The sequence below is a fragment of the Microbacterium sp. CnD16-F genome, assembly GCF_024124465.1.
In the GTDB taxonomy this organism is placed as follows: Bacteria; Actinomycetota; Actinomycetes; order Actinomycetales; family Microbacteriaceae; genus Microbacterium; species Microbacterium gawkjiense.
Genome location: NZ_JAMXSA010000034.1, coordinates 16,999 through 31,917, shown reverse-complemented (window position 1 = coordinate 31,917; position 14,919 = coordinate 16,999). Strand labels below are relative to the sequence as shown.

Annotated in this window: 13 protein-coding genes and 1 pseudogene; 7 read left to right on the top strand and 7 right to left on the bottom strand. The window is 71.8% G+C overall.

The annotated features are described in order from the left end of the window. A pseudogene (locus NH287_RS10185) lies at positions 1-1,463 on the top strand (hypothetical protein); the annotation flags it as partial. A gap of 229 nt (positions 1,464-1,692) precedes the next feature. Here NH287_RS10185 and NH287_RS10180 read toward each other — a convergent pair. From NH287_RS10180 to NH287_RS10150, 7 genes are read right to left on the bottom strand one after another with little or no spacing between them, the layout of a single operon-like run. Continuing rightward, entirely contained in the window at positions 1,693-2,562 is an 870-nt protein-coding gene (locus tag NH287_RS10180; protein WP_253035513.1) for a metal-dependent hydrolase, read from the bottom strand. A 5-nt stretch (positions 2,563-2,567) separates the two neighbouring features. After that, positions 2,568-3,596 (bottom strand): c-type cytochrome biogenesis protein CcsB, encoded by a 1,029-nt coding sequence (gene ccsB, locus NH287_RS10175; protein WP_253035512.1) that lies wholly within the window; start codon positions 3,594-3,596, stop codon positions 2,568-2,570. Positions 3,597-3,623: 27 nt separating this feature from the next. Then, positions 3,624-5,372, bottom strand: coding sequence for a cytochrome c biogenesis protein ResB (locus NH287_RS10170; RefSeq protein WP_253035511.1), 1,749 nt, complete (start codon positions 5,370-5,372; stop codon positions 3,624-3,626). Next, positions 5,353-6,168, bottom strand: coding sequence for a cytochrome c biogenesis protein CcdA (locus NH287_RS10165; protein WP_253035510.1), 816 nt, complete (start codon positions 6,166-6,168; stop codon positions 5,353-5,355). The genes NH287_RS10170 and NH287_RS10165 overlap by 20 nt, the downstream gene beginning before the upstream one ends. Further along, positions 6,165-6,764, bottom strand: a complete 600-nt coding sequence (locus NH287_RS10160) for a TlpA disulfide reductase family protein (protein ID WP_253035509.1) — start codon at positions 6,762-6,764, stop codon at positions 6,165-6,167. The genes NH287_RS10165 and NH287_RS10160 overlap by 4 nt, the downstream gene beginning before the upstream one ends. After that, positions 6,761-7,390: a histidine phosphatase family protein gene (locus NH287_RS10155; protein WP_253035508.1), complete on the bottom strand. Its 630-nt coding sequence runs from the start codon at positions 7,388-7,390 to the stop codon at positions 6,761-6,763. The genes NH287_RS10160 and NH287_RS10155 overlap by 4 nt, the downstream gene beginning before the upstream one ends. A gap of 24 nt (positions 7,391-7,414) precedes the next feature. After that, positions 7,415-8,095: a DedA family protein gene (locus NH287_RS10150; RefSeq protein ID WP_253035507.1), complete on the bottom strand. Its 681-nt coding sequence runs from the start codon at positions 8,093-8,095 to the stop codon at positions 7,415-7,417. Between the two features lie 111 nt (positions 8,096-8,206). Between NH287_RS10150 and aspS the strand changes: the two genes are divergently transcribed. The 6 genes from aspS to NH287_RS10120 all read left to right on the top strand — a co-directional run bounded on the left by aspS (position 8,207) and on the right by NH287_RS10120 (position 14,915). Next, complete coding sequence (gene aspS / locus NH287_RS10145; RefSeq protein WP_253035506.1) at positions 8,207-9,547, top strand: aspartate--tRNA(Asn) ligase; 1,341 nt, start codon at positions 8,207-8,209, stop codon at positions 9,545-9,547. An 87-nt stretch (positions 9,548-9,634) separates the two neighbouring features. Further along, positions 9,635-10,798, top strand: a complete 1,164-nt coding sequence (locus tag NH287_RS10140; RefSeq protein ID WP_253035505.1) for a mechanosensitive ion channel family protein — start codon at positions 9,635-9,637, stop codon at positions 10,796-10,798. A gap of 136 nt (positions 10,799-10,934) precedes the next feature. Further along, the gene (locus tag NH287_RS10135; RefSeq protein WP_253035504.1) at positions 10,935-12,071 is read left to right on the top strand and encodes an ABC transporter substrate-binding protein; all 1,137 of its coding nucleotides are present in this window, start codon (positions 10,935-10,937) and stop codon (positions 12,069-12,071) included. Continuing rightward, positions 12,050-13,012: an ABC transporter permease gene (locus NH287_RS10130; protein ID WP_374209378.1), complete on the top strand. Its 963-nt coding sequence runs from the start codon at positions 12,050-12,052 to the stop codon at positions 13,010-13,012. Before NH287_RS10135 ends, NH287_RS10130 begins: the two co-directional genes overlap by 22 nt. Next, complete coding sequence (locus tag NH287_RS10125; protein WP_253035503.1) at positions 13,009-13,812, top strand: ABC transporter permease subunit; 804 nt, start codon at positions 13,009-13,011, stop codon at positions 13,810-13,812. Before NH287_RS10130 ends, NH287_RS10125 begins: the two co-directional genes overlap by 4 nt. Beyond that, positions 13,809-14,915 carry an ABC transporter ATP-binding protein gene (locus tag NH287_RS10120; RefSeq protein WP_253035502.1) on the top strand — a complete coding sequence of 369 codons (1,107 nt, stop codon included), beginning with the start codon at positions 13,809-13,811 and terminating at the stop codon, positions 14,913-14,915. Before NH287_RS10125 ends, NH287_RS10120 begins: the two co-directional genes overlap by 4 nt. Positions 14,916-14,919 lie beyond the last annotated feature (4 nt).

The window sequence follows — 14,919 nt, the reverse complement described above, 5'->3', positions numbered from 1 at the left end:
CGGCGAAGACCTCGACGGGCCTGGACGAGTGGGCCGCCGGTGCGCGGCCGATCGCCTCCGGCACGCAGGAACTCGCCGACGGGCTCACGAAGGCGGCCGAGCAGACCGCGGCCATCCCCGCGGTCCCGAGCGGCATCGTCGACGGGATCAAGGCGCTCACCGCCGACGGCGCGCAGAACCGCGAGGCGGTCAGGGCCGCCGTCGAGGCGATCTCGGCCGCCGCCGAGGCCTGCGATCCCGCGGTGGCGGGGGCCGAGCTGTGCGATTCGTTGACGGATGCCGCGGCCCAGGCGACGACGGCGCTCCCCGGCCTGCAGGCCACCGTCGGCGACGCGGAGCAGCTCGCGAAGGACATCGGCACCCTCGCGAACTTCGGACCGAGCCTGACGCAGGGGCTGCAGACCTCCGCCGCCGCGGCCCAGCAGCTCGCGACCGGGATGGGGCAGCTCGCCGACGGCGCCGATCAGCTCGCCGGCGGGGCGGGCCAACTGTCCACCGGAGCCGCCGGGCTCGCCGACGGGGCAGGGCAAGCCGCGACGGGTGTGCGCCAGCTCGCGGGCGGCGCCGACCAGCTGGCGGGCGGCGCAGACCAGCTCGCTTCGGGCGCGGGGCAGCTGTCGACCGGGGCTCAGGCCCTCGCCAGCGGCGCGGGGACCGCCGCCGACGGAACGGACCAGCTCGCCGACGGCGTCGGCGCGCTGGCGACCGGGGCCGGCGAGCTGTCGACCGGCGTCGGCAAGCTCGCCGACGGCACCGGTGACCTCGCCGGCGGCCTCGACCAGGCAGTCGACGGTGTGCCCTCGTACACCGATGCGCAGGCGAAGGACCTCGCCGCGGTCGTGGCCGAGCCCGTCGTCGCCGACGGCACCGGCACGTCGCTGTTCGGGGCCTCGGCCGTCCCGCTCCTCGCGACGCTCGCCCTCTGGTTCGGCGGCCTCGCGTCCTTCGTCGTGCTGCAGGCGATCCCGCGCACGGCGCTCTCGTCGCGGCGGTCGTCCGCGGCCCTGGCGCTCCGCGCGCTCGCTCCGGGCGCCGCGGTCGGCGCGCTGCAGGGCCTGCTCGTCGCGGGTGTCGTCCAGCTCGCCGCCGGGTACGAGCTCGGCGCGTGGGCGCTGTTCGCGGCGATGTGCGTGCTCGCCGGTGTCGCGTTCGCCGCGGTGAACCACGCGCTGGTCGCCCTCCTCGGCGGCATCGGGCGCTGGGTCTCGGTGCTCGTGGGTGTCCTTGCGGTTGCAACGGGCATCGTCTCCACCGTTCCGGGCACGCTCCTCGACGTGGCCGGGCTCCTGCCGACGGCGCCCGCCTACACGGCGATGCTGGCCGCATTGACGGATGCCGGGGGCGGCGCCCCCGCCGCGATCGCCCTCGTCGTCTGGACGGTGCTCGCGATCGCCGCGAGCGTGCTGGCCGTCACGCGGCACCGCTCCACGTCCGCCCGCGCGGTGCTCGCCCAGCCCGCCTGAGCGGCGCCGCCGGCCCGCGCGCCTGCCACTGCCACTGCCACTGCGACTGCGAGCCTCCTCGCTCACATCCGCCGAATCACCAACCGGCTGCCGAATCACCACCGGATTGCGGGCAGGCCGGTGGTGATTCGGCGCTCGAGTGGTGATTCGGCGCACAGGCCGGCTCGAGCGCGCGGAGCGCGGGCGCGGGGCGCGGGCGCGGGCGCGGGGCGCGGGACGACCGCGCGGGTCAGTGGGCGAGGCGGATGCCGGTGGTCATCGTCAGCTCGACGCCACCGGGGACCTCGGCCGAGGCCAGGGCGACCGTGATGGCCTCGACCTCGGCGAGCGAGGTCAGGTGCGTGCCGCCGCACGGCAGCTCGACGGCACCTTCGGGCAGCTCGCAGCGCCACGTGCGCCGACCGGCGAGGGTGCGATCCTCGCGATGGACGCCGATGGCTCCGGGCGTCTCGGCCCAGCCGGCGAGCGTCGCGTTCGCGCGCTCCTCGACGGCGCGCAGGTCGTCGAGCGCAGCGGGGTCGAAGCCCTTCCGGCGCAGCGACTTGCCGATGCGGTAGACGTCGGTCGAGCCGTACGCCGTGATGCGGGACGTCTGGATCGCGAGCATGTCGAACGCGGGGTGACCCGCGGCATCCGTCGGAACCTCCTTCGTCCACGCATCCGCGAGGGCGGCGTCGAGGGCGAGGGATGCCAGGTGGCAGGCGGTGTGCCCGGCGGACAGCGCAGCGCGCAGCTCGGGATCGACGTACGCCTCTACGCTCTCGCCAACGGCGGGGGCAGGCGCGTCGACGACGTGGACGACGACGAACGTCCAGCCCTCGGCGCCCATGCGCACCGGGAGGTCCGAACCGATGACGAGGTCGCCCTCGCGGACTCCCCCGGTCAGGGCGGTGACGACGGGGAACTCGTCGGACGAGCTTCGCAGCACGCCGACGTCGGCGGGCTGATCGGGCCAGGCGGTGTCGACGGGGTGGAACGGAGTGCGATCGAGGACGATGCCCGTCCGCCCGTCGGCGAGTAGCACCGCGTGCACGACGGTCGCCGTTCCGGTGACGTCCCCGTCGGGGTAGGTCACGACGGTGGCGGGGATCTGCGTCACGAGGCTCAGCTGGACAGGCCGCTGTAGGAGTGCAAGCCCTTGAAGAACTGGTTCACGATCGTGAAGTTGAACAGCACCGACGTGAAGCCCACGATCGACAGCCACGCCGACCGGGTGCCGCGCCAGCCGCGCGTCGCGCGGGCGTGGATGTACCCGGCGTAGACGACCCAGATCACGAAGGTCCAGACCTCCTTCGTGTCGAAGCCCCAGTAGCGGCCCCACGCGTCATTGGCCCAGATGGCGCCGGCGATGAGGGTGAAGGTCCAGAGCACGAACCCGATGATCGCGAAGCGGTAGGCGAGGGATTCGAGGACGTCGGCGCTCGGCAGGGTGCGCAGGAACGGCAGGCGGGTGCGGGGCGCGGCATCCGACCCCACCGCGGCCAGCGCGAGGCGCTCGCGGCGCGACTGCAGCAACTGCACGACCGAGAGCGCGAACGCGATCGCGAAGAACGCCGACGCCAGCGACGCGACGAAGACGTGGATGACGAGCCAGACGCTCTTGAGCGGGTCGGACAGCGGCACGACCTCGACGTAGTACGCGAGGGCGGCGCCGCCGAGGAGGACGACGATGAGGCCGTTGATGAACGCGCCGAGGAAGCGCAGGTCGTACCTGACGAGCACCGTGAGGAAGACGGCGACGACGAGGAGCGTGCCGGTAAGGGCGAACTCGTAGTTGTTCGACCACGGCACCCGGCCCGCCGCGATGCCGCGCGTCACGTCGGCGCCGAGGTGGAACAGCCACGCGATCGTGGTGAGCACGACACCCAGTCGCGCGAACAGGTAGCGTCCGCGCTGCGACGGCGCGGCCTCGAGCGCGATCTTCGCGGCGGCCTCCTCCGCGCGGATCTCGTCGATCGTCTGCCCGCCGCCGGCGGCGACGAGCGTGCGCGCCTGCGTCTTGGCCTTGGCGTCCTGGGCGGCGATCGCGAGCTCGGACCGGCGCGCGAGGTCGACGGTGAAGGCGAGGAAGCCGAGCGTGTAGATCGCGATCGCGGTCCACAACAGCAGGACGGAGATGTCATCGAACGACATGGGGTCCTCCAGAGGAGATGGGTGGTTTCAGTCTACGTTCGCCGGGCTGACCGAGGCGGATGCCGGTTGCTCACCCAACGCGGTGCCGTGGCGGCGGGCGAGGTCGGCGACCGCGACGGCGATGGCCGGGTCCTCGCCGCGGGCCAAGCCCGCGTACTCGATGCGCACCTCGTCGTCGCCGACCGGGGTCGCCTTCACCCACATCCGGCGGCGCGGCACGAACAGCGCCGTGAACAGCCCGAGCATGGCGAGGATCGCGAACACGAGCACCCACGTGGCGCTCGAGTCGTTGTGGATCGACAGCGAGACGTACCGCTTGACCGACTCGGGTGCGCCGGCGCTGCGCTCATCCTCGAAGGTCACCGTGCCGCGGCCGCCGGGCAGGTCGATCGTCTGCCCGGGTGAGAGCTCGAGCGAGGGGGCGTCGGCGTTGCGGCCCGCGATCTCGGTCATGCCGTCGGTGTCGAGCGCGTACACCGAGCGCGGCGTGCCGTCGTCGATGCCGAGGTCACCCTCGTACACGAAGAAGGTCAGCCGCGGGTCGAGGAGGTCGCCGTACGCCGACGTCAGCGCACCGGTGTCGAGCTCGGCGACCGTCGGGTAGAAGAAGCCGACCATGCCGAGCTGCTCGCCGCCCGTGTCGGGGATCTTCACGACGCCCTGCGAGGTCATCGTCGCGCTCTGCGGCAGGAACGGGACCGACTCGCTGAACACGACGTCGCCGGCGCCGTTGCGCACCGTGATCGTCGGCGCGTAGCCGTTGCCCATGAGGTAGACCCGGTCGCCAGCCATCGTGATCGGGTGGTTCACCTCGATCACCTGGTCTTCGGGGTCCTGACCCGGGAAGCGGGTCGTGACGTGGGCGGCGAAGTCGCCCGCCTGCCCCGAGCCGGGCGCGTAGGTCACGTCGAACCGATCGAGGGTGATCGAGTACGGCGTCAGCGCCTCGGTGTCGACGAACCGGCCGGGGTTGAACGACGTGTAGCCGAGGCCGAGCGAGTTGACAAAGCCGTCGCCCTCGGTGATCACGGTCTGCCCCATGTAGGTGAAGCCGCCGCCGATGCCGACGGACAGGAGCACGCCGACGAGGGCGCCGTGGAAGATCAGGTTGCCCGTCTCGCGCAGGTAGCCGCGCTCGGCCGAGACCGAGGCGACGCCGTTCCGGTCGTAGCGCTCGACGCGGTAGCGGGCCGAGCGCAGCTGCGCCTCGGCGAGGTCGACGGCGTGCGCGGCGTGCCCCGCGGCATCCTTTCCCTCGGGCACCGCGACCGTCGTCTCGCTGTGGTCGGCGAGCCGCGAGAGCCGCACGGGGGTCCGCGGCGGGCGGGCCCGCAGCGCCTTCCAGTGGTGCTTCGTGCGCGGGAGGACGCATCCGATCAGCGAGATGAACAGCAGGATGTAGATCGCCGAGAACCACACCGAAATGTACACGTCGAACAGCTGCAGCGCGTCGAACGTCGGGTACAGATCGGGGTTCGTGGCGCGCCACTGCGTGACGCCGTTCGGGTCGGCGCTGCGCTGGGGCACGAGCGATCCGGGGATTGCGGCGATCGCGAGCAGCAGCAGGAGGACGAGGGCCGTCCGCATGCTCGTCAGTTGACGCCAGCCCCACCGGAGCCACCCGACGAAACCCAGCGCGGGCTGGGTGATGCCGTCGGACTCCTCACGCCCGCGCACGGCGGGGTCGAGGCGGTCCTCGGTGCGGTCGAGGTGGTCGCCCGGTCGGAGCGGGCCGTCGACGACGTCGGCGCGCGGGTCAGAGGAACGTCGGGACACCGGCCACCACCCCCTGGAACGAGGCCATCAGGGTCGTCCAGATCCCCGTCACCATGAGGAGGCCGAGGAGGACGAGCATCGCACCGCCGATGATGTTGACGACGCGGATGTGGCGGCGGATGAACGCGACCGACCGCGTCGCCCACGACGCACCGAGGGCGAGCAGGACGAAGGGGATGCCGAGGCCCAGCGAGTAGGCGACGGCGAGCAGACCCGCGCGCGTCGGATCGGCCTGGCTGTAGGCCATGCTCAGGATCGTCGCGAGGGTCGGCCCGATGCACGGCGCCCAGCCGACGCCCATCGCGACCCCGAGCAACGGCGCCCCGACGAGTCCGAGGTTCTGCGTGAGCGGCGGACGGTAGGTGCGCTGGGCGAGCCCGAGCACCCCGACGAAGATCAGGCCCATGACGATCACCACGGCGCCGAGCACCCGCGTGATGACCTCTTCGTACTGCAGGAAGAGGCGTCCGAGGCTTCCCGCGAACACTCCCATCGACAGGAACACGACGGTGAACCCGGCGATGAACAGCAGCACGCCGACGACGAGTCGGCCACGTCCGATGGCGGGGCGGGCGGGTGCCGCGGTCGCCGTGGCGACGCCGGTGCCGGATGCCGCGGCCCGGGCCACCGGCATCCGTCGTCCCTCCTTCGGGGTCATCGCGCCGCCGAGGAAGCCGAGATAGCCGGGGACGAGCGGGAGGACGCAGGGCGAGAGGAACGAGACCAGACCGGCGAGCGCGGCGATCAGGATCGCGATCCAGAGCGCCCCGTCAGCGACGACCGCGCCGGGGTTCACGGCGTCTCCGCCAGGGTGTCCTCGACGAGGTCGCGGAGGGTCGTGGCATCCGGCAGCTCGCCGAACACGCGCGCGGCCACCCGCCCCTCGCGGTCGACGACGAGGGTCGTCGGCGCCGCCTGCAGCGAGGTCCACTCGGCGAACGCGAGCTTCAGGTCGACGTCGCCGCGGGCGAGGATCGACGGGTAGGTGATGCCGTAGGTCTCGTCGAACGAGGTGGCCTGCTCGGGGCCGTCGTAGATGTTGACGCCGAGGAACTGGGCGCCGTCGGCCTTCGTGTCCTGGAACGTCTCCTCGAGGACGGGCGCCTCGACGCGGCAGGGGCCGCAGGCGGCGTACCAGAAGTTCAGCACGACGACGTCGCCCGCGAAGTCGTCGCTCGAGATCGTCGACCCGTCGACGGCGGTCCCCGAGAACGAGAGCGCCTCGCCGCGCTTGTCGGCGGGGATCGTCTCGACCCGCCCGTCGCTGGAGATGAAACCCTGCGTGTTGCCTTCGCGGTAGAGGTTCGCGAGGTCGTCGTTCTGCCCCGAGCAGGCGGCCAGGCCGGTGGTGAGCGCGATCGCCGCGACGGCGGCGAGGATGCGGCGCCTCATACGGCCCCCACGTCCACGGCGCCGGCGGTCGGGGCGGGCTCGACGTAGTCGACCTCGCGCCACACGTCGCCCGCGAGCTCGAAGCTCGTGATGCTCGACAGGTCGCACCGGCGTCGGCGCGGGTCGTGCCGCAGCGGCAGGCCCGCGACCGAGAGGTGCGTGATCCAGATCGGCAGCTGGTGCGAGACGATGACGGCGTCGCCCGACGGGGTCCGGTTCCACGCGTCGCGCATCGCGGCCTGCATGCGCTCGACCACGTCGAGGTAGGCCTCGCCCCAGCTGGGGAGGGCGGGGGTGCGCAGGTGCCACCAGTTGAGCGGGTTGCGCAGGGCACGCTGCATCCGCTTGCCCTCGAAGACGTTCGTCGGCTCGAGGACGCGGGCGTCGATGACGGGCGTGAGGCCGAACAGCTCCGCGATCGGCGCCGCGGACTCGCGTGTCCGTTCGAGGGGCGAGGACACGAGCGACGTGACCGGTCGCCCCTGCGCCTTGAGGTGCTCGGCGGCGGAGCGTGCCATGTCGCGGCCGTCGTCGCTCAGATGGAAACCCGGGAGGCGTCCGTACAGCACGCGCTCGGGGTTATGGACCTCCCCGTGGCGCACGAGATGAAGGCGGGCGGCGCGCACCCCCCCAGTATACGTGCGGCCCTCCTATGCGGGGCCTGAGTGCCGGTCGCGCACGGCGGCGCGGATGCGGACGAACAGGAACCACGCCACCAGCAGGACGACGATGACGATGACGATGTTCTGGAACACCCCCGCGTACTGCTCGACGATGTGCCAGTTCTCGCCGAGGAAGAAGCCTGCGAGCACGAAGATCGAGTTCCAGATGAGGCTGCCCGCCGCGGTGAGGAGGCCGAACTTCCACCAGGGCATCTTCGAGACGCCCGCCGGGATCGAGATGAGGCTGCGGAAGAGGGGCACCATCCGGCCGAAGAAGACGGCCGCGGACCCATGACGGTCGAACCAGGCGACCGTCTTCGTGACGTCCTCGCCCTTCATGAGCGGCATCTTCTCGGCGACGCGCGTGAGGCGCTCGGCGCCGAGCACGCGGCCGAGCCCATACAGGAGGTAGGCGCCGGCGACCGACCCGAACGTTGTCCAGCCGATCGCCTCGGCGAGGGTGAACGAGCCGCGCGACGCGGCGAGACCGGCGACCGGCAGCACCGCTTCGCTCGGGATCGGCGGGAACAGGCTCTCGAGACCGACCGCGATCGCCGCGCCGATCGGACCGATCGTCTCCATCAGCGTCACGAGCCAGTCGGCCAGCGCGGAGAGCCAGGAGCCGCCGCCGGAGCCGGAGCCGGACGCGGCGTGGAACATGTCGGTCATCGGGTGCTCTCTCGCGTTCGGTGATCGGATGCCCGGCCGGGCCCCCTGTGGTGCTCCAGCCTAGGCGGGCGGGCATGGGCGCCGGCTGGGTGCCGCGTAGACTCGTCCCTCGTGAGTGAACGCACCCTCGTCCAGCAGCTGCAGTCCCGTGAAGACGGTCCCGTCTCGGTCTCCGGATGGGTCGAGACCGTCCGTGATCAGAAGAAGGTGCAGTTCGTCATCCTCCGCGACGAAACCGGCGCGGTGCAGCTCGTGAACCCCGCGACCCGTCCGGCCGAGGACGGCACGGAGCAGGATGCCGCGGCCCTGGCGCTCACCGACCTGATCTCGAACCTGTCAACCGGCACCTTCCTGACCGCGACGGGCGAGCTCAAGCACGACGAGCGGGTCAAGCTCGGCGGTGTCGAGATCAAGATCAGCGGACTCGAGATCGCGGCCGCCGCCCTCCCCGAGACGCCGATCGCGGCCGACTCAGGTCTCGACAAGCGCATGGACTGGCGCTTCATCGACCTGCGCCAGCGCCGCAACAACCTGGTGTTCCGGGTGCAGACGACCCTCGAGCACGCGATGCGCTCGTACTGGATCGAGCGCGACTACATCGAGGTTCACTCCCCCAAGCTCATGGCGTCGCCCTCGGAGTCCAACGCCGAGCTGTTCGAGGTTCCCTACTTCGAAGAGAAGACGGCCTACCTCGCGCAGAGCCCGCAGTTCTTCAAGCAGATGGCCCAGGTCGCCGGCTTCGGCAAGATCTTCGAGATCGCCCCCGCGTTCCGCGCCGACCCCTCCTTCACCTCGCGCCACGCGACCGAGTTCACCTCGATCGACGCCGAGATCAGCTGGATCGACTCGCACGAGGACGTCGCCCGCATGCAGGAGGAGCTCCTGCAGACCGCGATCCGCGCCGTCGCCGAGAAGCACGGCGACGAGATCAAGGCGCTCTTCGACATCGACGTGGTCGTCCCCGAGCTGCCGTTCCCCCGCATCCCGCTCGCCGAGGCGCGCGAGATCGTCGCCGCCCGCGGCTACGAGATCCCCCGCACCGACGGCGACCTCGACCCCGAGGGCGAGCGTCAGATCGCCGCGCACGTGCAGGAGACCTACGGTCACCAGTTCGTGTTCATCACCGACTACCACCCCGAGATCCGCGCGTTCTACCACATGCGCGACGACGAGACCGGGCTGACGAAGTCGTACGACCTGCTCTTCAACGGCGTCGAGATCACGACCGGCGCGCAGCGCGAGCACCGCGTCGACGTCCTCATCGAGCAGGCGAAGGAGAAGGGTCTCGACCCCGAGCACCTCGACTTCTACCTCGACTTCTTCCGCTTCGGCGCCCCGCCCCACGGCGGCTTCGGCATGGGCCTGGCCCGTGTCCTCATGCTGCTGCTCGGGCAGGACTCGATCCGCGAGGTCACCTACCTCTTCCGCGGACCCACCCGTCTGGCGCCGTAAGGCGAGACCCGCACGTTCGGCAAGCGCTCGGCTTCGGCCGGGCGCTCGTCGTATCGTGGCTGATTCCCCGATGGAAGGATCAGCTGCATGTGGGATGGATGGATGGACTTCGCGATCGCGACCCTCGTCGGGATCGCGGTCGGGATCGTCGTCGCCGTCGTCGCGACGATCGTGCTGGCGATCGTCGCGCGCCGTCGCCGGTGGGCGGGGGTCCTGAGCCGGCAGTCCCGGGCACCGTTCCGGATGCTGCTGCTCGTCGTCGCCCTCTGGGCCGCCGTGCGTGCGGCGTTCCCCGATGACACGTGGCGCGGCATCCTGGATCAGCTCCTCACGATCCTCATCATCGCGGCGAGCGCGTGGCTGCTGGCCTCGCTCGTCGTGGTCGCCACCGACGTCGCGCTCGGCCGCTACCGCATCGATGTGCCCGACAACCGGGTGGCCCGCCGCATCCGCACCCAGACCCTCGTCGTGCGACGCCTCGCCATCGCGATCATCGTCATCATGGGCATCGGGGCGGTCCTTCTGACCTTCGACGCGGTCCGGGCGATCGGGGCGAGTGTGCTCGCGTCGGCAGGGATCGCGTCGATCGTCGCGGGCCTCGCCGCACAGTCCGTCCTCGCGAACGTCTTCGCGGGGCTGCAGATCGTCTTCAGCGATGCGCTGCGTGTCGACGACGTCGTCGTCGCCGACGGCGAGTGGGGGCGCGTGGGCGAGATCACCCTCAGCTACGTCGTGCTCGATCTGTGGGACGACCGCCGCCTCGTCCTGCCGTGCACCTACTTCACGACGACCCCGTTCGAGAACTGGACCCGGAGGGGCTCGGAGCTCCTCGGCGCCGTCGAGATGGACCTCGACTGGAACGTCTCCCCCGACCGGATGCGGGAGCACCTGCACGACGTCGTGGGGGCGACCGAGCTCTGGGACGGGCGCACGGCCGTGCTGCAGGTGACCGACGCGGTCGCCGGCTACGTGCGCGTCCGCATCCTCGTGACGGCGAAAGACGCTCCGACGCTCTTCGACCTGCGCTGCCTGGTCCGCGAGGCGATGGTCACCTGGGTGCAGCGCACCCTGCCCGACGCCGTGCCCGTGCAGCGGGTGCGGATGACGGATACCGCCGGTGCGGCACCGGCCGACGACCCCGCGGCACGCCCCCACGACGGTCTTTTCACGGGCAGCGTCGAGGCCGAGCGCCGCGCATCGACCTTCACGAACGCGATCCAGACCGTCCGTGAGTCCGACGCGGAGCGCTGAGCGGACATCCGTTGCTCGGGCGTCACCGCCCGTTCACCCGCCGTGGGCCCGCCATCCATCCGGCGGTCGTAACTTCCCCTCGTCCCCCCGTGCGCCGCGCTCATCAGCGCGCGCAGGATCACCCGAGAGGAACCGCATGTCCCGTCCCTTCCCGCGCCGCGCGTCCGTCGCCGTCGGCCTCACCACCATCGCCGCGCTGTCACTGGCGGCCTGCGCCGGCAGCCCCGACGCCGAGAACGCCGCCGGCGAGACGTCGGTGGCCGCCACCGCGACGAGCGTCACCGACTTCGGCTCGTTCGCCGACCTGGAGGCCGCGGCCAAGGCCGAGGGCAACCTGAACGTCATCGCGCTCCCCCGCGACTGGGCCAACTACGGCGAGATCCTCGACCTCTTCGCCGAGCGCTACCCCGAGATCACGATCAACGAGCAGTCGCCCGACATCTCGAGCGCCGAGGAGATCACCGCCGCCGAGACGAACGAGGGCCTCGACACCGCTCCAGACGTCTTCGACCTGGGCCTCACCGTCGCCCTGCAGAACACCGACCGCTTCGCCCCCTACAAGGTGCAGACGTGGGACGAGATCCCCGACGCGCTCAAGGAGCCGACGGGTCTGTTCGTGGGCGACTACGGCGGGTACATGTCGGTCGGCTACGACTCGGCGACCTTCGACGCGCCCGCCGACCTCGACGACCTGCTCGGCGACGGGTTCCGCGGCTCGGTCGCCATCAACGGCGACCCCACGCAGGCGGGCGCGGCCTTCGCCGCCGTGGGCCTGGCCGCCGTGCAGTCGGGCGGGACGCTCGACGACTTCCAGCCCGGCATCGACTTCTTCAGCGAACTGAACAAGGCCGGCAACATGCTCAAGCTCGACGTCACGAGCGCGACGGTCGCGAGCGGCGAGACCCCCGTCGTCTTCGACTGGGACTACCTCAACGCCGCGCACAAGGCCGACGTCCCCACCTGGGAGACGGTGGTCTTCGACGGTGTCGGCTACGCCGGGTACTACAACCAGGCCATCAACGTCGACGCCCCGAACCCGGCCGCCGCTCGGCTCTGGCAGGAGTTCCTCTACAGCGACGAGGTGCAGAACCTGTGGCTGAAGGGCGGGGCGCGTCCGGTCCGCATGGAGGCGATGACGGATGCCGGCACGATCGACGCCGACCTGGCCGCCGCGCTCCCCGAAGCCCCGGCCGAGACCGTCGTGCCGACCGAGGCGCAGTCGACCGCCGCGGGCGAGCTGCTGGGCGCGAACTGGGCCGCCGCGGTCCAGTGACCACCACGGCACCGGCGGGGCTCCCGGCGACGGGCGTCCCGCACGGCGCCCCCGAGGGGGCGGAGCAGCACGCTCCGGCCCCTCGCGGGCGGCGCCGCATCGACTGGTCGTGGGTCGGCCTCATGCCGTTCGCCGTCTACCTGGCGGCCTTCCTCGTCCTGCCCACCGTCCTCGCCCTCGCGACCGGGTTCGTCGACGGGTCGGGAGCCCCCACGGGGGACAACCTCGCGGCGCTCGTCGATCCGGTCGTCCTCGCCACCTTCGCGAACTCGACCTGGGTGTCCCTCCTGACCGCCCTGATCGGCGCGGTGGTCGGCGCCCTCGTCTGCCTCGCGATGCTGGGGCTCCCCGAGACCGGGATCGTGCGGACGACGGTGGATGCGGCATCCGGGGTCCTCGCGCAGTTCGGCGGCGTGATGCTCGCCTTCGTCCTGATCGCGACCATCGGGACCCAGGGCGTCGTGACCCGCCTGCTCAGCGACCTCTTCGGGCTGCAGATCTTCGCCGGTGGGGCGTGGATCTACGCGCTGCCGGGGCTCATCCCGGCCTACATCATCTTCCAGGTGCCCCTCATGGTCATCACCTTCATGCCGGCGCTGTCGGCGCTCAAACCGCAGTGGCTCGAGGCGCACCTCACCCTCGGCGGCACCCGGCGCGGCTTCTGGCCGCGGATCGGGATGCCGGTCCTCGCCCCGTCCTTCCTCGCCAGCTTCCTGCTGCTGTTCGCGAACGCGTTCTCGTCGTACGCGACGGCGGCCGCCCTCGCCAGCCAGGGGTCGCAGATCGTCCCGCTGCAGATCCGTACCGCCCTCACGAGCGAGACCGTGCTCGGACGCGAGAACCTCGCCGGTGCGCTCGCCCTGGGGATGATCGTCGTGGTCGCCGTCGTCATGGTCGCGTACACCCTCATCCAGCGCCGCGCCGCCCGGTGGCAGTCGTGAGCCGCGCGACCCTCGCCCCGTCGGCGGCGACGCGCTGGGCGATCGGGCTCCTCGTCGGGGCGGTCTTCGCCGTCCCGTTCGTCGCGACGGCCCTGTTCACCCTGACCGCCGCCGACGGCTCGCTCACCCTCGACCGCTGGGCGGCCCTGTTCGACCCGGCGCTCTCGGCGAAGTACCGGCCGGTGTGGACGGGCCTCGTCAACTCGCTCATCCTCGCGGCGGTGACGGTGGCGATCGTCCTTCTGGTGTTCGCGCCGACGATGGTGCTGGTGAACCTGCGGTTCCCGCGCCTGCGCCGCGCTTTCGAGTTCCTCGCCCTGCTTCCCATCACGATCCCCGCGATCGTCCTCGTGGTGGGCCTGGCCCCCATCTACCTGCAGATCGGCCGCACCTTCGGGACGGGCGCCTGGACCCTCGCCTTCGCCTACGGGGTGCTCGTCCTGCCGTTCGCCTACCGCTCGATCCAGGCCGCGATCGACGCCGTCGACCTCGCGACGCTGACCGAGGCCGCCCGCACCCTCGGCGCGGGGTGGGGCACCGTGCTGGTGCGCGTGGTCGCGCCGAACCTGCGCCAGGGGCTGCTCGCGGCATCCCTCATCTCCGTCGCGGTCGTCCTCGGCGAGTTCACGATCGCCTCGCTGCTGAACCGGCAGGTGCTGCAGACCGGGCTCGTCGTCATCAACAAGCAGGATGCCTGGGCCTCCGCGATCTTCACGCTGCTGGCCCTCGCGTTCGCCTTCGTCCTGCTCCTCGTCATCGGCCGCGCGGGACGCGTCGGCACCGGAAGGAAGACCCCGTGACCCTCGAATCCACCCCCACCGCCCGGATCCTCCCCCTCACCGCCGACAACACCCTGCTCGCCGGCGCGAGCGAGGGGACGCGGGTCGAGCTGCGCGGCATCGTGAAGGACTACGGCCCGACCCGCGTGCTGCACGGCGTCGACCTGGACGTCGCTCCCGGCGAGTTCGTGTCGTTGCTGGGGCCGTCCGGATGCGGCAAGACCACCGCCCTGCGTGTCATCGCCGGCCTGGAGGACGCGACCGGCGGGATCGTCGCCTTCGGCGGAACGGACGTCTCGCGGACACCGACGAACAAGCGCGACATCGGGATGGTGTTCCAGGCGTACTCGCTCTTCCCGCACCTGCGCGTCGTCGACAACGTCGCCTTCGGGCTGCGCCGGCGGCGCGTTGACACCGCCACCGCGCGCCGCCGATCGGGCGAGGCGCTCGAGCTGGTCGGCCTCGACCACCTCGCCGACCGCTTCCCGCACCAGCTCTCCGGCGGACAGCAGCAGCGCGTCGCCCTCGCTCGCGCCCTGGTGACCGAGCCGCGGGTGCTCCTCCTCGACGAGCCGCTCTCGGCGCTCGACGCAAAGGTGCGGGTCCAGCTCCGCGACGAGATCCGCCGCATCCAGCTGCGCCTCGGGATCACGACCGTATTCGTCACGCACGACCAGGAGGAGGCGCTCGCGGTCTCGGACCGCATCGCCGTCATGGCAGCGGGCCGCATCGCGCAGATCGGCACCCCCGAGGACCTGTATCTCCGACCCGCCACCCCCGAGGTCGCCGGGTTCGTCGGGCTCTCCAGCGCCGTCCCGGGGACCGCCGCGGCCCGAGCGGTCGAGGTCTGGGGCACGTCCGTCCTGATCCTCGGCGACGCTCCCGACGGCCCCGTCGAGGCGCTCATCCGCCCCGAGAACGTGCGCCTGGTGGGCGCGGGCGAGGGCATCGGCGCCGTCGTCGAGGAGAGCACGTTCCTCGGCAGCATCCGCCGCACCCTGGTCCGCACCGACGACGGCGCGCTGGTGCGGCTGCAGCATCCCGCCGACGACCGACTCGAGTACGGCGAACGGGTCCGCATCGCCGTGGCGCCGGTCCCGGTGCCCGTCCGGCCTCGCGGCTGAGGCT

What these genes read in the sequence shown, in the direction of transcription:
- ccsB (WP_253035512.1), bottom strand. Translation starts at nt 3,596, where the DNA reads ATGTCGTTCGATGACATCTCCGTCCTGCTGTTGTGGACCGCGATCGCG.
- NH287_RS10160 (WP_253035509.1), bottom strand. Translation starts at nt 6,764, where the DNA reads ATGAGGCGCCGCATCCTCGCCGCCGTCGCGGCGATCGCGCTCACCACC.
- NH287_RS10150 (WP_253035507.1), bottom strand. Translation starts at nt 8,095, where the DNA reads ATGACCGACATGTTCCACGCCGCGTCCGGCTCCGGCTCCGGCGGCGGC.
- NH287_RS10140 (WP_253035505.1), top strand. Translation starts at nt 9,635, where the DNA reads ATGTGGGATGGATGGATGGACTTCGCGATCGCGACCCTCGTCGGGATC.
- NH287_RS10135 (WP_253035504.1), top strand. Translation starts at nt 10,935, where the DNA reads ATGTCCCGTCCCTTCCCGCGCCGCGCGTCCGTCGCCGTCGGCCTCACC.